General features: G+C 24.9%; 22 protein-coding genes. 19 read left to right on the top strand and 3 right to left on the bottom strand.

The genetic code is table 11. The annotated features are described in order from the left end of the window. The first annotated feature begins 93 nt into the window (after positions 1 to 93). The 11 genes from ABCP60_RS04435 to ABCP60_RS04385 all read left to right on the top strand — a co-directional run bounded on the left by ABCP60_RS04435 (position 94) and on the right by ABCP60_RS04385 (position 10,596). Positions 94 to 1,416 (top strand): MATE family efflux transporter, encoded by a 1,323-nt coding sequence (locus ABCP60_RS04435; protein WP_092925808.1) that lies wholly within the window; start codon positions 94 to 96, stop codon positions 1,414 to 1,416. Between the two features lie 210 nt (positions 1,417 to 1,626). Next, positions 1,627 to 2,451, top strand: coding sequence for a MerR family transcriptional regulator (locus tag ABCP60_RS04430; protein ID WP_092925810.1), 825 nt, complete (start codon positions 1,627 to 1,629; stop codon positions 2,449 to 2,451). Between the two features lie 102 nt (positions 2,452 to 2,553). After that, positions 2,554 to 3,195, top strand: a complete 642-nt coding sequence (locus ABCP60_RS04425) for a histidine phosphatase family protein (RefSeq protein ID WP_092925812.1) — start codon at positions 2,554 to 2,556, stop codon at positions 3,193 to 3,195. Between the two features lie 9 nt (positions 3,196 to 3,204). Next, entirely contained in the window at positions 3,205 to 4,419 is a 1,215-nt protein-coding gene (locus ABCP60_RS04420) for an NAD(P)/FAD-dependent oxidoreductase (protein WP_092925813.1), read from the top strand. A 9-nt stretch (positions 4,420 to 4,428) separates the two neighbouring features. Further along, positions 4,429 to 4,806: a chorismate mutase gene (gene aroH, locus ABCP60_RS04415; RefSeq protein WP_092925815.1), complete on the top strand. Its 378-nt coding sequence runs from the start codon at positions 4,429 to 4,431 to the stop codon at positions 4,804 to 4,806. 40 nt (positions 4,807 to 4,846) lie between these two features. Further along, positions 4,847 to 5,497: a (d)CMP kinase gene (cmk, locus tag ABCP60_RS04410; protein WP_092925817.1), complete on the top strand. Its 651-nt coding sequence runs from the start codon at positions 4,847 to 4,849 to the stop codon at positions 5,495 to 5,497. A gap of 27 nt (positions 5,498 to 5,524) precedes the next feature. After that, the gene (locus ABCP60_RS04405; protein ID WP_240275826.1) at positions 5,525 to 6,121 is read left to right on the top strand and encodes a lysophospholipid acyltransferase family protein; all 597 of its coding nucleotides are present in this window, start codon (positions 5,525 to 5,527) and stop codon (positions 6,119 to 6,121) included. A 24-nt stretch (positions 6,122 to 6,145) separates the two neighbouring features. Continuing rightward, complete coding sequence (locus ABCP60_RS04400) at positions 6,146 to 6,985, top strand: 4-hydroxy-3-methylbut-2-enyl diphosphate reductase (RefSeq protein WP_092925819.1); 840 nt, start codon at positions 6,146 to 6,148, stop codon at positions 6,983 to 6,985. Between the two features lie 297 nt (positions 6,986 to 7,282). Then, positions 7,283 to 8,617: an FAD-dependent oxidoreductase gene (locus ABCP60_RS04395; RefSeq protein ID WP_092925821.1), complete on the top strand. Its 1,335-nt coding sequence runs from the start codon at positions 7,283 to 7,285 to the stop codon at positions 8,615 to 8,617. A 112-nt stretch (positions 8,618 to 8,729) separates the two neighbouring features. Then, on the top strand, positions 8,730 to 9,566 hold the full coding sequence (locus tag ABCP60_RS04390; RefSeq protein ID WP_343101328.1) for an alpha/beta hydrolase: 837 nt from the start codon (positions 8,730 to 8,732) through the stop codon (positions 9,564 to 9,566). A 55-nt stretch (positions 9,567 to 9,621) separates the two neighbouring features. Further along, on the top strand, positions 9,622 to 10,596 hold the full coding sequence (locus ABCP60_RS04385; protein ID WP_166505398.1) for an acyltransferase family protein: 975 nt from the start codon (positions 9,622 to 9,624) through the stop codon (positions 10,594 to 10,596). A gap of 61 nt (positions 10,597 to 10,657) precedes the next feature. Here the strand turns inward: ABCP60_RS04385 and ABCP60_RS04380 are convergent, their stop codons facing one another. Continuing rightward, a complete protein-coding gene (locus ABCP60_RS04380) occupies positions 10,658 to 10,858 on the bottom strand; it encodes a hypothetical protein (RefSeq protein ID WP_092925827.1) in 201 nt (66 codons plus the stop codon). Positions 10,859 to 11,406: 548 nt separating this feature from the next. On the opposite strand from ABCP60_RS04380, the gene ABCP60_RS04375 reads away from it, so the two are divergent. The 6 genes from ABCP60_RS04375 (at position 11,407) to ABCP60_RS04350 (ending at position 16,793) form a co-directional block, all read left to right on the top strand. Then, entirely contained in the window at positions 11,407 to 11,967 is a 561-nt protein-coding gene (locus ABCP60_RS04375; protein ID WP_092925829.1) for an NUDIX hydrolase, read from the top strand. An 18-nt stretch (positions 11,968 to 11,985) separates the two neighbouring features. Continuing rightward, positions 11,986 to 12,723, top strand: a complete 738-nt coding sequence (locus tag ABCP60_RS04370) for a hypothetical protein (protein WP_092925831.1) — start codon at positions 11,986 to 11,988, stop codon at positions 12,721 to 12,723. Positions 12,724 to 12,738: 15 nt separating this feature from the next. Next, on the top strand, positions 12,739 to 13,050 hold the full coding sequence (locus tag ABCP60_RS04365; RefSeq protein ID WP_092925833.1) for a hypothetical protein: 312 nt from the start codon (positions 12,739 to 12,741) through the stop codon (positions 13,048 to 13,050). Between the two features lie 116 nt (positions 13,051 to 13,166). Next, on the top strand, positions 13,167 to 14,126 hold the full coding sequence (locus ABCP60_RS04360; RefSeq protein ID WP_092925835.1) for a CorA family divalent cation transporter: 960 nt from the start codon (positions 13,167 to 13,169) through the stop codon (positions 14,124 to 14,126). A 292-nt stretch (positions 14,127 to 14,418) separates the two neighbouring features. Continuing rightward, positions 14,419 to 15,621 carry a DHHA1 domain-containing protein gene (locus ABCP60_RS04355; RefSeq protein ID WP_343101327.1) on the top strand — a complete coding sequence of 401 codons (1,203 nt, stop codon included), beginning with the start codon at positions 14,419 to 14,421 and terminating at the stop codon, positions 15,619 to 15,621. 347 nt (positions 15,622 to 15,968) lie between these two features. After that, a complete protein-coding gene (locus ABCP60_RS04350; RefSeq protein WP_343101326.1) occupies positions 15,969 to 16,793 on the top strand; it encodes an alpha/beta hydrolase in 825 nt (274 codons plus the stop codon). A gap of 341 nt (positions 16,794 to 17,134) precedes the next feature. Here ABCP60_RS04350 and ABCP60_RS04345 read toward each other — a convergent pair whose 3' ends face one another. Continuing rightward, a complete protein-coding gene (locus ABCP60_RS04345) occupies positions 17,135 to 18,247 on the bottom strand; it encodes a site-specific integrase (RefSeq protein WP_092925841.1) in 1,113 nt (370 codons plus the stop codon). Positions 18,248 to 18,525: 278 nt separating this feature from the next. Here ABCP60_RS04345 and ABCP60_RS04340 point away from each other — a divergent pair, with 278 nt between their 5' ends. Beyond that, a complete protein-coding gene (locus tag ABCP60_RS04340) occupies positions 18,526 to 19,092 on the top strand; it encodes a GNAT family protein (RefSeq protein ID WP_092925843.1) in 567 nt (188 codons plus the stop codon). A gap of 34 nt (positions 19,093 to 19,126) precedes the next feature. Beyond that, positions 19,127 to 20,224 (top strand): leucine-rich repeat domain-containing protein, encoded by a 1,098-nt coding sequence (locus ABCP60_RS04335; RefSeq protein WP_092925845.1) that lies wholly within the window; start codon positions 19,127 to 19,129, stop codon positions 20,222 to 20,224. A gap of 21 nt (positions 20,225 to 20,245) precedes the next feature. Here the strand turns inward: ABCP60_RS04335 and ABCP60_RS04330 are convergent, their stop codons facing one another. Beyond that, a complete protein-coding gene (locus ABCP60_RS04330) occupies positions 20,246 to 21,106 on the bottom strand; it encodes a YitT family protein (protein ID WP_092925847.1) in 861 nt (286 codons plus the stop codon). Between the last annotated feature and the right edge of the window lie 208 nt (positions 21,107 to 21,314).

Genomic DNA, 21,314 nt, shown 5'->3' with positions numbered 1-21,314 from the left:
ACTTTTTAATGAATTTGATAAAAAATATATTGACCCTTTTGTTACACAAGAGTTTATAATTTTAAAAGAAAGAAAGTGAAAAGGAGTGATATTATGATAAGTGAGTTTTTAAAATATGCAATCCCTTCTGCCTTCGCTATGCTTGTATCGGCATTATACACTATAATAGATGGAATTTTTGTTGGGCAAGGTGTAGGAGATAACGCGTTAGCAGCAGTCAATATAGTACTGCCATTTACAGTAATGTTAGTTGGTATAGCTAATATGATGGCTGTAGGGGGAGGAGCTTTAATCTCTAAAAATATAGGAGCTAAAAATATTGAAAAAGCAGTAAATATATTTAGACAGGTATGTAAATTCTTACTTATAGTAACTGTATTTATAAGTTTAGTATGTGTTATATTTGCAAAGCCTATAGTAAAAATGCTAGGAGCGACGGAAGCTCTTGAAACATTGGCAGTTGACTATTTAAAATACTATGCAATATTTTGTATTCCTAACCTAGTAGGATTAGCACTTAACAGTTTCGTAAGAAATGACGGAAAACCAAAATTAGCAATGTATTCCATAATAGCAGGTGCTATAACTAATATAATATTAGATTATGTATTCATATTCCCATTTGGACTTGGAATAAAAGGTGCAGCTATAGCAACAGGACTTGGACAGATAGTAACAGTAGCTATAATGCTTCCTCATTTTATACAGAAAAAAGGTTGTTTAACTTTTGGGAAAGTAAAAATAGAAAAAGAAGTTATAAGTGATTTATTAAAGATAGGGTTTCCTTCTTTCTTATCTCAAATAAGTTTCTCTTTTATAGTGCTTGTTCATAATTTGACATTAGTAAATGTTATGGGAGAAATAGGAGTATCGGCATATAGTATATTAAATTATATTGGAACTAATATATATATGGTACTATTTGGATTGACATTAGGAGCACAACCTCTTATTAGTTATAACTTTGGGAGAAAAGATAAAGATAAGGTGTTAAAATATTACAAAATTAATTCTATGGCATCTATAGTTACAACAGCTGTATTTGTAGTAATATGTTATGTATTTGGAAAACAAATAATAGGAATTTTTACAAATGATAAACAAATATTAGAAATAGCATATTTTGCTGTTAAGCTAGGAACTTTAAGTTATTTCATGGTTGGGTTAAATATAGGAACAATAGTGTTTTACCAAGCTATAGAAATGCCAAAGTTATCTACTTTAATATGTTTATTTAGATCTGTTATATTCTTACCGATATCTTTATTTGTACTATCTAAAGTATTCGGTGCAGATGGTATATGGGCAGGTACATTAGTATCTGAATCATTAACATTTATAGCAATAAACTTAATAGCTAATATAAAAACTTCAACAACTAAATCAATAAATAAACTTGTAGAAACTGCACAGTAAAAAGTAAAGCTATGAACAATAGAGTAAAATCTTTATTGTTCATAGCTTTTTATTATTTTTGTAAATTAAAAATGTATAGTTTATTTTAATGTTAATTTTATTTTTGAAACTGTTCTTTTATTAGATTTATTTTATAAAAGCATGTTATCTCTTTAAGTATATGGTCATTTAGCATATACTATAAAAAGATATAAATTTAGAGGTGATTAAATGGAAAAATACTTTTCAATAGGAGAAATGGCTAAATTAAATAATATATCCATAGAAACATTAAGACATTACGATCGATATAATTTATTAAACCCAGATTATATAAATGAAAAAACAGGATATAGATATTATTCTATAAAAAGTTTTATGAAGCTTGATATTATAAAAAAATGTAAAGCAATAGGTCTATCCTTAGATGAAATAAAGGATGTAATGAATGACTATGATTCATTAGGATCTATACTAAAAACACTTGAAAAACAAAAGGATCTTGTAAACAAAAAACTACATGAGTTAAATACTATAAAGGAAAGTATAGAACACCTTGAAAATGATATAAAAGACTCGCTTGCTATTGGACTTAATAATGTATTCATAAAATATAATGAAGAAAGAAAAATGATAAAATATAATTACTCTGGAAGGTATACAGAAGAATTTGAAATGAATCTTAGAAAAAGTCTAGTAGAAATAGAAGAAATGTATAATACATTTAATTATCAAATAGTTTTTTCAACATCTTACAATGACTTAATAAATAAAGATAAATTAACTTATACAAGAACTATGATAAAAACAGAAGATGTATTAAATACAGATGAGAGAATAATAATCCTACCTAAAGGAAACTACCTTACAATGTATTTTGATGATACCTTTTATGATATTAAAAAATACTATAATTTAATAATAAACTATATAAAGGAAAAAAATGTAAAAGTTATTGGAGATTTCCATGAAATATATATAATAACAAGAGCAAATAGTAGTGGTGAAATAAAAGCACTAGCACAAATAGAGATACTTATTGAAAATAATATTTAGGGAATAGTTAAAAGGATATATCTTTTTAATAAATTATATTTATGGTATAATAAAAATTTAGTAAAAGATAAAAATAACTATATACAACATAGGAGGCAACAGATGGCTAATACATTTTATATAGTAAGACATGGACAAACCAATTGGAACATATTAGGTAAAACGCAAGGGCATGGAAACTCTGATTTAACAGCTAAGGGAGAAGAACAAGCAATTTGTCTTGGTGAAGCTTTAAAAGAGTACCCAATAGATTACATATACAGTAGTGATTTAGGAAGGGCGCTACAAACTGCTAATCTTATAGGAGAAAAAATAGGTGTTAAGGTAAAAGAAACACCTGCACTTAGAGAAATGGGATTTGGTGTTTGGGAAGGTCTTTTAATAGATGAAATTAAAAAAGATTATTTAGAAACTTATAATACTTGGAGAAATGAACCTCATCTAGTAAATATAGAAGGTGGAGAAACTCTTCATTTAATAAAGGATAGATTAGAAGTATTTATAAAAGAATTAAATGAGAAATATAATGACAAACATATATTATTAGTCAGTCATTCTGTAACTGTTAGAGTATTACTATTATCATTTTTAAACTCAGGTATGGAAAATATATACAGAATAAAGCAAGATAATACGGCTTTAAACATAGTAGAATATAGAGATTATGGCCCAGTAATAATAAAAATGAATGATACTAATCATATAAAAAACAATGAAAAGATAAACAACTCTGCATTAGAATAGGAGATATTTATGTCAAAAGTAATAGTAGTTGGTGGTGGTCCATCAGGTATGATGGCAGCTATTACAGCTTCAAAAAATAATAATGAAGTTATACTTATAGAAAGAAATGAAGAATTAGGAAAAAAGCTTAGAGTCACGGGCGGAGGAAGATGTAATCTTACTAATTATAGAGATATAGAAGATTTCTTTGATAAGATAGTAACTAACAAAAAATTTTTATATAGTAGTTTTTATACATTTACTAATCATAGCTTATTGGGGTATTTTAAAAGTAATGGATTAGAATATATAATAGAAGATTTTAATGATCATAAGGTATATACTAAATCAGGTAGATCAGAAGAAGTTATAGATATCCTAAAAAATGACTTAAAAGATAACAGTGTTAAAGTTATATATAATAAACAAGTTATAGATATAATAGTAGAAAATGATGCAGTTTCTGGTGTAATACTTAATGATGGTCAAAATATAAAGGGAGATAAGGTTATAATATCAACTGGAGGGAAAAGCTACCCTCATACAGGTTCGGATGGATCAATGTATGATATATTAGTTAAACATAATCACACATTGAAAAAAATATATCCAGCACTTACTCCACTTACTATAAAGGAGCATTGGATAAAAAATTTACAAGGTGTATCTATACAAAATGTAGAAATATCTTGTAAGATAAGAAATAAAAAGATATATCAAGTGGGAGATATATTATTTGCACACTTTGGCCTAACAGGTCCTTGTGTACTTAAACTATCTTCTTATATAAATAAATATGTAGAAGATAACTTAATAGAACTTAACATAGACTTCTTGCCAAATACTAGTTCAGATGAAATATCTAAAATAATAAGAGAGAATCCTAATAAAAATATAATAAATAATTTAAGAAGATTACTTCCACAAAACTTTTTAAAAGAAGTGCTTAAGATTCTTAATTTAACTGATAAAAAAGCAAATGAATTAACAAAAACAGATGAAGAGAAAATAATAAGCTATATAAAATCTATGAAACTTACTTGTAATGGTACTAAAGGAATAAAAACATCGCAAGTAACAAGTGGTGGAATATCAGTTAAAGAGATAAACTCTTCAACTATGGAATCAAAAATAATAAAAAATTTATATCTTACAGGGGAATTAATAGATATAGATGCAGAAACAGGGGGCTATAATTTACAAATAGCCTTTTCAACGGGATATTTAGCGGGAATAAGTGTATAGGTGATTAATATGAAAACATTAGCGATAAGAGGTGCAACAACGGTTGTTTCTAATACTAAAGCAGATATACTTGATGAAACTGCAAAGTTAGTACAAACTATAATAATAGAAAATGCATTAGATATTGATGATATAATAAGTATGTGTTTTACAATGACAAATGACTTAGATAAAGTATATCCATCAGTAGCAGTTAGGGATATATTAGATATAACAGATATTCCTATGCTTAACTTTGAAGAAAAATATATAGATGGAAGTCTTAAAATGTGCATAAGAATTATGATGCATGTAAATACAGACAAATCTAAAAAAGATATAAAACATATATATTTAAACAATGCTAAAGACTTAAGAAAAGATCTAATAACAAATATATACAAATAAATTTTATTAGATAATAGATAAAAAGTTAGGAGAAACAATTATGAGAAATTTAGTAATAGCAGTAGATGGTCCTGCAGGAGCAGGTAAAAGTACAATAGCTAAAATAATAGCAAATAGGTTAAATATAAACTATATAGATACAGGTGCAATGTACAGAGCAATAACTTACAAGTGTTTAAAAAATAATATAGATATAAATAACGAAGAAGAAGTAGTTAAGCTAGCCAAGGACACAGATATAGATTTTAGAGATAATAATATATATATAGATGGAAATATATTAAAAGAAGAAATAAGAACTATGGAAGTTAGTAATAATGTGTCTAATGTAGCTAAAATAAAAGAAGTTAGATATTTAATGGTAGATGTTCAAAGAGAAATAGGAAAAAGAAATTCTGTTATATTAGATGGAAGAGATATAGGTTCATATGTATTCCCTAATGCAGATTATAAATTCTATCTAGTAGCAACTCCAGAAGAAAGAGGTCAAAGACGTTTCAAGGAATTAAAAGAAAAAGGATATGAAACAACTCTTGAAGAAATAATTAAAGATATAATTAAGAGAGATGAAATAGATTCAAATCGAGAATTTGCGCCACTTGTTAAGGCTGATGATGCTATAGAAATAGATACAACTGGAAAAACTATAGATGATGTTGTTGAAAGTGTAATATCTAAAATAAATTTATAATAAGTTTAGTTTTGAAGGGAGATAGATGTGAGTTTTTATAATTTTGCAACAAAAGTTCTTTTAATGTTTTCAAAAACATTTTATAAATTTGAAGTAATAGGAAAAGAGAATATTCCAAATGAAGGAAATATAATAATAGCTTGTAATCATAAATCAAACTTAGATCCTATATTTATAGCATCAGCAATACAAAATAGAGAAATAGCAGCTATTGCTAAGAAGGAATTATTTAAATCAAAACCGCTGGCATTTATTTTAAATAAATTAAATGTTATACCGATAAATAGAGATAAGCCTGACGTGTCAACCATAAAAAATATTTTAAGATCTATAAAAGATGGGTATATATTAGGTATATTCCCAGAAGGAACAAGAGTTAAAGAACCAGGATTTGGACAGGCCAAAGGTGGGCTTACAGTATTTGCCGTAAAAGGAAAGGCTGATGTTGTTCCTATATCTATAATAAGTAATTATAAGTTTTTTAATAGAGTTACAGTATATATAGATAAGCCTATATCATTTAAAGAATACTATGGTAAAAAGCTTACTACTGAGGATAATGAAAGATTAGCTCAAAATGTATTAGAAGTTATTAAAGAAAATTATTATATACATTCAAAATAATTATTTTAATATAGGGAGAATGATATGAACGTAAAAATAGCTAAAGAAGCAGGATTTTGTTTTGGTGTAAAAAGAGCTATGAAAATGGCTTGGAATGAATTAGAAAAAAATAGTGGTGGCATATATGCACTAGGTCCACTTATACATAATAAACAAGCAGTTAAAAAGTATGAAAATAAAGGACTTTTAACTATTGATGATATAAACTCTGTTCCAAATTCAAAACATATGATAATAAGATCTCATGGAGTAAGTGAAGATGTATATATAGAAGCGAGAGAAAAAGATATAAGCATAATAGATACAACTTGCCCGTTTGTAAAAAAGATTCATAGAAAAGCTAAATCTTACTATGATAAAGGGTATCAGATAATAGTTATAGGAGACTATAAACATCCAGAAGTCATCGGTATAAATGGATGGTGTAAAAATAATGCTATAATAATAAAAACACTAGATTATGCAAAAAATTTAGAATTTGATAAAACTAAGAAATATTGTGTAGTAGCTCAAACTACAATAAATATAGAATTATATAAAGAGATAACAGATTACTTAGAATCTATTTTAGATAATGTAGTATTAAATAATACTATATGCTCAGCTACAAAAGTAAGACAAGAAGCTGCTAGAGAATTATCAAATGAAGTAGATTGTGTAGTTGTAATAGGTGGAAAACATAGTTCAAACACTCAAAAACTAGTTAATATATGCAAAGAGTATGTAGATACATATGCAATAGAAACAAAGGAAGAATTAGATATAGATACATTAAAAAAATATGAAAATATTGGAATAACAGCTGGTGCATCAACACCAGATTGGATAATAGAAGATGTTGTTACATTTATAAAATCATTATAAGAAGTAAATTACTACTCAAAGCTTAGATTAAATATCTAAGCTTTTTATTTGTATAAAAATAATAATATGGATTTAATGCTTATAATATAGTAAACTAAAACAAAAAAGTAACATACAATTGTTAATTATAGAATAATTTATATAAGTAATAGTTATTTAAATAACGATATTTATAATAATATATAGATAACTATAGCTAAATAAGATAATACTAATATTAATAATTATGTTTTTTTATATAAAGCTTTGGGTATATATATAGTATGTTAAAAATATATCAATATGGAGGTATAAATAATGAAAGTTATAGTTGTAGGATGCACTCATGCAGGAACAGCTGCAGTTATTAATATAAAAGAAAAATATCCAGAAAGTGAAATAGTAGTATATGAAAAAAATGATAATATATCATTTTTATCATGTGGTATAGCATTAAGTATTTCAAAAGTTGTAACTGAGCCAGAAAAGCTTTTTTATAACTCTCCTAAAGGTTTAGAAGATTTAGGAATCAAAGCAAATATGAAACATAAAGTTTTAGATATAGATTTTATTAATAAAAAAGTTAAGGTAAAAAACTTAATGGATAATGAAATATTAGAGGACACTTACGATAAGTTAATATTAACACTAGGCTCATGGCCAATAGTCCCTAGATTTGAAGGAGGAGAGTTAGAAAATATAGTATTATGCAAAAACTACGACCATGCAAAAACTATAATAAATAAAAGTAAAGATGCAAAAAATGTAGTTGTAATAGGTGCGGGTTATATAGGTGTAGAACTAGCTGAAGCCTTCAAAATTCAAGGCAAAAATACTATATTAATAGATGCAGAAGATAGGATAATGTCTAAATATTTAGATTCTGAATTTACAGATATAGCAGAAAAAACTTTTACAGAAAAAGGTGTAAGGTTAGAGCTAGGTCAAAAGGTCGAAAAATTTGAAGGTAAAGATGGTAAGGTAAGTAAGGTTATAACAAATAAAAGCAAATTTGAAGCAGACTTAGTTGTACTTTGTATTGGGTTTAAACCTAATACTCACTTACTTAAAGATAAAATAGATATGTTACCTAATGGAGCTATAATGATAGATGAGTATATGAGAACAAGTGCTAAAGATGTTTTTGCAGCAGGAGATTGTTGCGTAGTTAAATATAATCCAGCTAAAGATACTAGATATATACCACTTGCTACGAATGCAGTTAGAATGGGAACTTTAATAGCTAAAAACTTAGTTGAACCAAAATTAAAATATCTCGGAACACAAGGAACTTCAGGAATAAAGATATATGATTTATCAATAGCATCAACCGGACTTACAGAAGAAATGGCAAATAAAACAACTAAATTTAATGTAGGCTCAGTGATAGTTAAAGATAATTATAGACCTGAATTTATGCCAACATTTGAGGAAGTAATCTTAAAATTGGTATTTGATAAAGATAATCATAAAATTTTAGGTGGCCAAATTATATCTAAAGTAGATTTAACTCAATTTATGAACACATTATCTGTAGTTATACAAAATGAAATGACTTTGGAAGAATTGGCTGTAACAGACTTTTTCTTCCAACCTCACTTTAATAAACCTTGGAGTTTGTTAAATATAGCTGCACTTGAAGCTATAAAATAGAAATTAGAATAAGTATTATAAAAATATAATAGCATATAATATATAAAAAGACATGAATTAAACTTCATGTCTTTTTATATATTTAGAAGAAAAATTCAAGGATGGTATATAAATGAACTTAAAATCCATAAAACTTAAATTATTTAATATAGGCAAAACTATAACTAATAGCTATATAAAAGATAATAATATAAAAGGGAAAATTATTAGATATGGTAATAATAAAAGACAATATTATAAGGTATACACTCCTTATAGCAGTAATTTAAAGTCAACTATATTTTTTATACATGGTGGAGGCTGGTGGCATGGAAATCCATCACTTTATAGTGGTGTAGGGAAATTTTTTTATAAATTAGGATATCAAACTGTATTATGTGGATATAGGCTAGTTCCTTTTCATAGATATCCAACTCAGATAGATGATGTATTTAAAGCTTTAAAACACTATATAGAATGTAATAAAGAAATAAATAGTATAGTAATTGCAGGATATTCGGCAGGTGGAGAATTAGCTTCTCGTTTAGTGTTCGACCATGATAGACAGTTAAAATATAATATTAATAAAGATTTATTAAAGGGTTTTATATCATTGTCTGGAGTGCTTGATTTTTCAAAATGTACTTCTATATACTCTAAAACATTGGTGAACAATTATGTATATAAAAGTAATATTAAAAAAGCAAATCCTATAAGCCTTTTAAACAAAGAAGTTAATTTACCTATACTGTGTATTCATGGAGAAAGTGATTCTTTAATTAATGTTAATACTTCTATATCTTTTATTAAAAAAGTAAATAATCTAGATGAAAATACTATACTTAAAACAATAAAAAGAGCAGAACACGAAGATACAATAGATATAGTAAGAGGAGATGGAAATAAATATTCTGAATATATATTAAGATTTATAAAGGAAATAGATGATATAAAGAAAATAGATATATAGATACATTTTTATGAATAATGATTATAGTAAGTGTTTTAAAAGTAAAGGAGTAACCATGAATAAAATTGAAAATAATTACTACATAGATAATATAAAGTTTGTACTCATATTCTTTGTAGTATTTGGTCATCTAATAGAACGATATATGGAAGGAAATTATATTTTAATGGGTATATATATATTTATATATACTTTTCATATGCCTTTATTTATATTTATATCAGGGCTACTTTCGAAAAATATAAACAAAAGCAGAAAGTTTCTTTTAAGAAAGTTACTTATACCGTATATTGTATTAAATATAATTTGGTATTCCTTGGCATATCTATATACAAAGGAAACTTACATACCAGTTATATATCCGGGATGGACCTTATGGTTTTTATTAAGCCTATTTTTTTGGAGGATATCTCTTAAATATTTAATAAAGATTAAATATATACTTCCTATAAGTTTTATACTTGGTATTTTTATTGGGCTTGTTCCTAATGGTTCAATGTTATCTTTTTCAAGAACAATAGTATATTTGCCCTTTTTCTTATTAGGATATTATACTAATATAAATACATTAAATAAGTTATATAATAGTATAAATATATGGATTAGCATTTTGGGAATAAGTATGTTTATAGCATTAGCTTTATTTATATCCGAAAATAATATTATAAGCTATAGCTTTTTATATGGTTCATACTCTTATTTAGAACTTGGAATGAATATATTTAAGGGTAGTGTATATAGGGTTATTTTATATTTATGTAGTATAATACTTTCTACATTTATATTAACTGTGATACCTAATAAAAAGACCTTTTACACTTCAATGGGAAAGTCGACTATGTATGTGTATGTTTACCATATATACGTAATATTAATAATATTTTATTTAGTACCTGCTTGGAATAAAAATATTTTGACTATGTGGATTATACTTGCAAGCCCTATATTTGTAACATATATATTATCTAAAAAAGTTTTTGCAAGAGTATACGATAAATTCTTTAATAGCATATTTAAGTTAATAAAGTAACAAATACACTCATAAAAGCAACAGCTTAAAGCTGTAGCTTTTTATTTTTGATATCCTTATATTATAGTTTCTTTATATAAATTATAGATGTTAAAGGTATATACAAGTCGTAATTCTTATTGGATGCTTTATCTATATGTTTTCTATTTAAAACAACTTCTATAGGAGTTACTCTTATGATTTCACCGTATAGTTTTTCTTTAGATAGATATGAGTATATTTCAACATATTCATTTAAAAAATCTAAAGCATATTCATACATAGTGTCAACTCCTTAAAATATATTTACTATAAATATATTAAATATATAAACAGATTGTTACATATATTATGAAATTATTTATTAATTTATATAGCTAATAAATTATCATATCTAAGTAAAAGGATTAAAAGTGACTTATGTAGAATAAGAAATAATCTTAAAATAAATCTATTGAAAAACTACGATAAAATATATGGGTATAAATGTAAACTTAGATAAAATCAGTATTAAAACTGGTGCAACAGTAATACTTCCTCATGAGAGCAATATATTTAAAGAAAAACTGTTGACTTAATCTTATTTAATAAATAATTTTGGAAAGAGTAGAGGGTTCATGCAAGTAGAAAAACTTGGAATCATTGAAACACTAATAATACTTACAAATACTTTAAGTGTAGTAACTTGAATTATAGCTTTAGTAAAATATATGATAAAGCAAAATGAAGATTTGAATAATTATTTAGATATAAAATAATAATACAAAAGCTACATTAATTTACATATTTATATGTTAATATATACTTATATACAGCAAGGGAGATGATAATATGAAATGGATTAAACCTATAAAAGAATATAAGCCATTTAATGAACAAGAAAGTAAAGATAAGGAAATAATACTAAAAGCTATAAATGATTTTGACGATGTGTTAACTAGAAATAATGAAATAGCTCATCTAACATCTTCTACATTTGTAGTAAATAAATCACGTGATAAAGTTTTAATGGTACATCACAATATCTATAATACTTGGTCATGGATGGGAGGACATAATGATGGAGATGATGACTTTTTAAGGGTGGCTATAAAAGAACTAGAAGAAGAAACAGGTGTTAAAAATCCAAGGATAATAGGAAATGATATATTTTCTATAGACATATTAGAAGTTAAAAGCCACATCAAAAGAGGAAAATATGTAGCCCCTCATCTTCATTTATCTATAGCATATTTAGTGGAAGCTGATGAAAATGAAGAATTAATAGTTAAAGAAGATGAAAATAGTGGGGTTATGTGGATACCTATAAATAAATTAGATAAATACGTAAAAAATGAGCCTCATATGTTAAGACTATACAATAAATTTATAGATAAAATGAATACCAAATGATAAAGAGGATGAAATTTTATGAAAAATTTAGACGGTTATATTAATATCATAAAAAGATTGCCAAATAAAGAAAAATACACTAGAGAAGATTTGTTAACAGAAGGCTTACTGCTAGATAGGGATAAAAATCTAGAAATATACTATATTCCAATAAGTGAAAAAATAAGTATTTGCACTAGAGTGTTTATAGTTGGTATAACACCAGGATTTGAGCAGATGAGTACATATATATCTAACTTTAAAAATGGATTAGAAAATTCTTATAACATATATAACAGACAAAGTAATTGCAAAATCTCTTCACCATTTAGCAAAAGTTTGACTAAAAATATTATATACATGTTAGATGAAGTTAAATTAAATGAAGCTTTAAACATAAAAAGTTGTGAAGAATTATTTAATTCTAATAGTCATTTGTTATACACAGATGCTCTTATTCCTTATCCTGTTTTTGTAAATGGCAAAAATTATACAGGCCATACTCCAAAGCTTATGAAAAATAAGCTACTGATGAAATACATTAATAACAACTTTAAAAATAAATTAGAAGATTTAAAAGGGGTTTTAATAATACCTATGGGAAAAGCAGTAGAAGAAGTTTTGATACATTTAGCAGATGAAAAAATATTAGATAGAGATCAAATACTAATAGGATTTCCTCACCCATCAGGTGCTAACGCTCATAGATTAATCCAATTAAAAGAGAATAAAGATAATATGATTAAAATAATAAAAAAGCATAACTTTAACTTATAATATTAGGGGGATAACATGGGAGTATGTAAAAATGAGATGAAAAAACTTATTAGAGGAGAAGTGGAAGCTGTATATATAACATCAGAGATAGAGTTACATGATACTACAGCTATTTCTGTTCAAGTATGGAATTATGATAAAGAAAAAGATATAATATCATATACCACATTAACTAAATCAAATATGAGTAAACCATACCTTATAAAAATAAAAAATGGAACTGAATTTGTAGATAAAAAGTATGTAGGTGAGAGTTTAACAGATGATGCGAAACTTACATTAACGACTAAAGAGAATGCATATAAACTTTTAGAAAGTTTAAAATAGATAAAATATCCTACATATATCTTGGTTAAAGATATATGTAGGATATTTTAATATAAAAATTAAATGTATGTATATTTAATCATAAATAAAAGGAATAATATAACATAGGTGATAAAATGTATATACTTAATCTAGATACTAGAGATAAATATGATAATTTTACTGAAGGATTTTACAATAAAAATAATTCTTATATTATACTAAGTGATCCTAAGCAATTAAATCTACTTAAAAATATATTAGAGATAGATGAAATTACTTTTAATGATTGCCTTAAATTTGATGAAAATATAAAATTAGATTTATTTGATAATTATGATTTTCTTAGCATAAATACCTTTGAAATAATGAATAATGATATATACGTAGAAGAAATAAATATATACTTATCAGAAAATTTTGTATTAGTTATATGCAATGAAGAAAATTTTATATTCGAATTTGTAAAAAATATAATAACTAATAATATTAAATTAAATAATACTTCTAATATAGTTATTTTATTTAATATTAATTATTTAATACTTAAAAATATAATAATGCATCAATTTGAAATACTAGAAAAGATAGAAGATATCATATTAAAATTAGAAGATGATATACTTGAAAATGCAATAGATGAACATGTAATAAAAATAAATCATATAAGAGGCATAACTAGATCTATCGTAAAAAATACAAGACCCCTTTTATATATAGGTGATAGAATATTAAAGGAAAATATAAGGTACTTGAAATACTCTGATATAAGGAAGCAAAATCTCGAAAACTTTCAAAGTATAGACTTTGGTATAGAGAAACTTTATTCATTTTCTTTATCCACTAGAGAACTAGCAGATAAGCTTCTTGATATTTATTCTTCTCAAGTAGCAGAAAAAACTAATAGCTTGATAACAAAACTTACTTTACTTACAGCAATATCATCGCCATTGACTATTATAACAGGTATATATGGGATGAACTTTAGATTTATGCCAGAACTTGACTTTGTATATGCTTATCCAATAGTTATAACTGTTATGATTATAATAGTTATAATAGGCATTCTAATATTCAAACTAAAAAATCTACTTTGATTATATCTCTTAATTTAATATTTTAATACTACAAATACTGGAATATAATGGTTAAAACTATTTTTTAATTGAAAATGATTTATTAATATATTTTTTAGAGGGTTTAAACCCTCTTTTTTATTTTATATTAGATTAACTTAATTATTTTAAGTCGTCTCATTTGATCAAATGGCATTTTAGTTTATTTAATTAAGTTAAAATACTTAAAAATTAATATTGTTAAGAAAGCTTTATTCTTTATAAGAAGTAGTGTAAAATTACAATTATAAATAAATTCACAGTAGGAGGTAATATGGAAAAATTATACTATACAAATCAATATATAAAAGAATTCGTCGCAGAAATAGAGGAAATATTAGAAGTAAATGGAAAATATCATATAGTATTAGATAAAACAGCATTTTTCCCTGGTGGTGGTGGACAGTTTTGCGATTTAGGAAAGATAGATGTTCATGATGTTTTAGATGTATATGAAAAAGACAATAAGGTATACCATGTAGTGGAAAAAAAACCTATAAAAATACATAAAGTAAAATGTTTTATAGATTGGGAAAGAAGAGAAGATGGAATGCATCAACATTTTGCACAGCATATATTATCAGGATGCTTTTATACTTTATTTAAAAAAAATACAACTGCTTTTCATTTAGGTAGTGAGATAAGTACTGTCGATATAAAAGGTCCTCTTACTATTGATGAAATAAGAGAAGTTGAAAGAATGGCAAATGATATAATAAGTGAAAATATAGAGGTAGAAACATTGATTCCATCTAAAAAAGATTTAAAAAAGATATGGATAAGAAGAGATTTACCAGATACTTCAGAAGAAATAAGAATTGTTAAAATAGGTGATTTAGACTCTAATGCTTGTTGTGGTGTTCACCCAAAGTCTACACTAGATGTTAGAATGATAAAGATAAGAAGATGGGAAAAAAATAAGGATTCTATAAGAATCGAATTTTTAGCAGGAAAAAGAGCTATAAACAGCTCTCTAAAAAGAGATATTTATTTAACGGATATTTGTAGATATTTAAGTTCAACTGAAGAAGAAGCTATAAATGGTGTTAAAAAACTTCACGATAAACTTGAAGATGCCCTTTATGAAAAAAGGAAGATTGAAGATGTTATTGTTAATTTTGAAATAAAAGAGATGATAAATAATTCAGATAAGGTAAATGATATATCTATTATAAAAAAGATATACATAGATAAGGATATCAAGTATATATCTAAAATAGCATCTAAAATAACTGAGTCAGAAAATGTTATATCTTTAGTTGGAGTTAAAAATGATGATAGAGTTAATTTAGTTTTTGCTAGTTCTAAAAATATAAATAATATTAGTATGAACAATATCTTAAGAGATACAATGACACTGCTTGATGGAAGAGGAGGAGGAAGTACATTCTTAGCCCAAGGTGGTGGTAAAAATAACGGTAACTTAGAAGTAGCTATTGATTATGCTTTTGATAAAATAAAAAAAGAGTTGATTTAGTTGTTAAAGGTAAGTGTAGATTTCTATAAGTGCTATACTTACCTTATTATGTATGTTTTGGATTCTAAAATATATATTTTTAATTATATAACTTACTTTAGTTTACATAATTAAATTATTTTAAAACCTTTTTCTATTTAAATGATTAAAATTAAGTAAAAATACTTAGATTAGATTATAAGTGCATATTATTTATTCTAGATATAAATCAACATGATTTTTATAACTCTCTCTTAAAATCTAATTTAAACATTCGAATTTAGAATAAAACTTATAGAATTTTTATAAAATAATTTACAAATTAAGTCGAGATCATTATTAGACATTTTCAGAATAAAGGAGAATTTATGTTTATAAAAAATAGAGAAAATATAAATTTATATATTGAAGAATATGGGGAAGGTAAGAATTGTATATATATACATGGTGGTCCTGGGTCTTGGAGTGAAGATTTTAAAATTTATTGTAAGGACGAGTTTAGTAAATTTTGTAATATGATATATTTAGACCAAAGAGGGTGCGGACGTTCTGATGGAAACTTGGATGATGACTATTCTATAAACAGTTTAGTTGATGATATTGAGGATATACGTAAAAATCTTAAATTAAATAAACTTATTTTAATAGCACATTCTTTCGGTGGGATAATAGCAGTAAATTATGCATATAAATATAAAGAGCATGCTGAAGCTTTAATATTAACTAATTGCACTTTGAATTTAAATGATTCTTTACAAAGTCAAGTAGAGTATGGATGTAAGTTATTAAATATAGATATTGATATATATAAATATGACGAACTTATAACTAAGTGGACTTTGGTTGCCAATAAACTGATCAGAGATGATTTGTATTATAAATTACAGTATATGAATTATTCTAATTATAAAAATATTGAAATAATAGATAAAAATATGGTTAATGAAAATTTAGCTAAAAAAGCATTTTTTAATGAAGACTATTTTTACGACTATACAAACCTAACTAGAAGCTTAAATGTAAAAACACTTATAATCTGTGGTGATGAAGATTATTCTATTGGAATTGATCATTATAAAGATTTTAATTTTAAAAACAAGACCGTAAAAATATTAAAAAGTAAACACAATCCATATGTAGAAAATACAAAAGAATATATTTCTGTTGTTAGGGAGTTTTTAGAAAGTATTTAATAGTTTACTGAACATAAATTTTATTAAATAATAGTGATGTTAGAAAAGATATTAGTTTTGAACTAACATCACTATTATTTTGTTTTAAAAATTTGATATATAATTTAAATTTGGCATAATTGATGTATCATACATACTTAAGTTTACATAATTAAATTATTTTAAATGTTTTTCTGTGTTTTATAAATAAAACAACTTCAAAATATTAAAAAACTTCCTTAATTCAATTTAAAAGTTATAATTTTTATTAACATATTTACTGTTGAATAAATTTAAATATCGCCTTAAAAACGAATATAAAAAGTTAGTTTTATTATTATTTCATTTTAGAATATTTATCATCATCCTAACTTGAATAAATTTTCAGAGATTTTTTCGCTAGCTTCAACATCCATATTTTTAAGTGCGTGAGCGTAAATATTTAATGTTGTATTTATATTAGAATGACCCACTCTTTCTGATATAACTTTTATAGGTACTTTTGAATTTATAAGTAAAGTTACATGTGAATGTCTTAAATCATGAAATCTTATATGTTCTAAATTATTCTCGCATAAAAATTTACTAAACTTTTTGCTAAGGACATCTTGGGCTATAGGTTGTCCATTTTTATCATAGAATAACAAGTTAAAAGGATTTTTTATGCCTTTTAATTTAGCTTCTAATTGTTTTTTCTTATGTTCTTTTAGTAAAGATATAACCTCTATAGGAACTGATATTGTTCTTTCTGAACTTTCAGTTTTAGGTTCTTTAAGTATAACTTTGCCTTCATTTCTTACAGTTATTTTATCTATTGTTATAGTATTTTCATTAAAATCTATATTATCCCAAGTTAGCCCTAGTATTTCAGATATTCTAAGTCCTAATCCTGAAGCTAGATATATAGGTAGTTTTAAAGGTGTATTTTCACAAGTTTTAAGTAATTTTACCATATTATCTTTATCATATATATTATTTTTAAACTTTCTAATTCTTGGAGTTTCTACACAATCTACAATATTTTCTCTTATAAGTCTTAATCTATAAGCCTTTTTCATAGCTAAATTTAATATATTTATGTGTATCTTTATAGTTTGAGGGCTAAGAATTCCAACTAAATCATCTACGTAATTTTGTATATGTATAGGTTTTAAATCTTCTAACTTATGATTTCCTAGCTTAGGTATTATATACTTTTTGCATATTCTTAGATAACAATTATATGTAGTTATAGATAAATTTATCTTATGTTTTTCTAAAAAATCCAACAAAAAATTACCGAATTTTATAGAGTTTGGTGTAGCTAATTCATCGTTTAAAATGGATTCTTTTAATTCTATTAACTTCTTAGATGCATCTCTTTTTTTATCAAATGAACCCATATTTTTCTGTATCTTTTTTCCACTTTCAACATCTTTATATTCTAAATAAACTATATAGTTTTTGCTTCTTTTTCTTATAAATGCAAAGCTCATTCAATTCCTCCATATTATTACAATTATATATATATATATATTATATCATAAAAGAAAAAATAAAAACATTTAAAGTTCTGACATACAACTGACATAATATGTTATGTATTGCTCTAATATGTTGAAAATACTTCACTTTATTTTTTTGGCATAAAACTATATATTTTATGTTTATAAAGAACAGTTAATGCATAAATCTCATAAGTTATATAAAAGTCTTTTGATTCTATATTGTTTTTTTATAATCAAAATTAAATTTCATCAAAGGGGAGTTAAAAATGTACAACTCTAAAATGAATGTTTTAGAAACAAAACGATGTATACTTAGACCTATAACTTTAAAAGATGCTCCAGATTTACATGAGTGTTATAAGCAAGAAATAGTCGTAAAATATCTCCCATTTAAAGCACATCAGAATATTTATGAAACTAGAGAATTTATAAAAAATTTCTTTTTAAAAAAGTATAATGAGAACAAACTAGCCCATTACGCAATAGTATTAAAATCAAACAAAAAAGTTATAGGTAATATAGGTTTTAACAATATCTCTAAAGATAATAAAAAGGGAGAAATCGGAATATGCATAAACCCATCTTATTGGGGGTATGATTTATCAACCGAATTAGCTAGAGAGATCGTAAAATATGGATTTAAAAAATTAAAACTTGAGGAAATTATAGCTATAACTTATGAAGACAATAATTATTCAATAAAATCATTAGAAAACTTAAATTTTGAATATATAAAAACCTATTACAAAACATTTCATTCATCTAATAAAAAAGTAAAATGTAATTTATATAAAATATCACGAAAAAATTACTTAATGAGTAAATATAAATAAAATTTAACATCTATAATAAGGAGATGAAATTTTTATGAAAGATTTGAATGATAATTGGATAGATGATCATTTAAAGTATGCTATATCTAGTACATTAGGTGTAGAAAATTTTAATGTTACAAAAAATGAACTAAAGTTATTAGAAAAATTAGACTTATCAGATAAAAATATATCAAGTTTAAAAGGGATAGAGCATGCAGTCAATTTAAAACATCTCAATTTATGTAGAAACGAGATAAGGGATGCTTCTTTACTTTCTAAGTTAGTTAATTTAAATACATTAGAGTTATCAGAAAATAAAATTGAAGATGTTAGCTTTTTGAGTGATTTGGTAAATTTAAAATCTATAGGATTAGATAGTAACAATATATCCGAAATAAGCAATTTAGCTAATCTTACAGAGTTACAGATATTAAATATTTCAAATAATCAAATTCAAGATTTAACTTTTTTAGATTCTATTAGATCTGATAATATTAAAATTATAGCTAGCGATCAGTATATAATGCTAAATCCTGTAACTGTTTATAAAGGTCAAGACTATATTTTTAATAGTCCAATTCATTTTAGTGATGAAACTATAGTGTTATTAGACAATGTCCAGGTAAGAGGTAACTATAATTCGATTAAAACAGATAAAAGACCTTCTATATTATATTCAATTTCTAAAGTAATGATAAAAAATATCCTTTCTAATTGTTTGTTAAAGGCTGATTTTTATCATGAAATTCCATTTTCAAAATCTACTATATTAAGTGGTACAATAATCCAACAAATAAATTTAAAGATAAAAAATGTTTTAAGTGTTTTTGAGCCTGACAATATAGTTAAAATAAGTTCATTATCAAGAATATCTGGAAATTTATTTGTAGTAAATAAAGAAGCAGGTACTAATACTAAAAGTATACCATTAAAAGAAAAAACTATTACCATTATAGATAGTAATGGTAATAAAGCTTATTCATTAACCAATGAAAATGGATCATATGAGTTTAAGAATTTAAAAAAAGGAAGATATACATTACTTTTTCCATTTTTAAATGGCTATGAGTACACAACACCATCTTTAGTTATATGTAATTTATCACAAAAAGGAGAAATAATCATAGATTCTAGGGTATATAAAAAATAAAAGCGGTATTTACATACCGCTTTAACTTTCTAAAACTTTAAATCCTTCTCCTAATACCTCATGAACATTACTAACTATTATAAATGCATTGGGATCTTTCAATTTAACCAATCTTTTTAAGTGAACTTCTTGATTTCTAGGAACCACTACTAAAAGTACTTCTTTTTTATCATCAGTATATCCACCTCTACCATTTAATATAGTAACACCTCTAGATAAATCATTAGTTATAACTTCTTTTAAGCTCTCCGCTTCTTTAGATATTATAAGGAAAGCTTTAGAGTAATCAAATCCTTCCATTATTGCATCTGCTACCTTGACCATTGTATAGAGTGCTATAGCAGAATAAAGAGCAATTTCAATATTTTTACTAGCAATTCCTGAAGATATAACTACAAAAGCATCTAAACATACCATAAATTGTGTAGGCTTAATACCTTTAAACCTTTTGCTAAGTATAAGTGCAATTAAATCAGTACCACCAGTAGAAGCATCTGCTCTAAACATTATACCTATACCTATACCTAGTAGTATAGCACCTGATATAGCTGATAATAATAAATCATTTGTCACAATTAGGTCAGAAATTGGAGCCATTAAATTTACTATAATAGAAAACATAACTGTACCTATTAAGGTTTTTATAGAATTTTTTCCTCCAAGTATTTTAAATGAAAATATAACTAGAGGAACACCTATAGCTAACATTATAAAAGATACTGACATGCCCGTAACCTTACTTAATACTACAGAAAGGCCGCTAAGTCCTCCAGGTGCTATTGTGTGTGGCTTTAAGAACATATTAATACCTATACTCATAGATATACACCCTAATATTAATCCAAAAGCTTCTACAAGTAACTTAGAATTTTCCTTTTTCATTTTTACCCCCATTATATTAAATTGTCAAATTTTATCACATTTATATATTATAACAGTAAATACATAGTATATAAAGTATAATAATTATATAGTAAAATAAATTTCGTTTATTATTGATATCAAAGGGTATAATATAAATAAATTTATATAATTTAAATGATATATTTTTATTAATTTCTAGTATATTTTGTAAAATTTAATTGATTAT

Source organism: Romboutsia sp. MSSM.1001216sp_RTP31141st1_G3_RTP31141_220114 (assembly GCF_039031195.1).
Classification (GTDB): Bacteria; Bacillota; Clostridia; order Peptostreptococcales; family Peptostreptococcaceae; genus Romboutsia_C; species Romboutsia_C hominis.
This window is presented reverse-complemented; position numbering and strand designations above follow the sequence as displayed.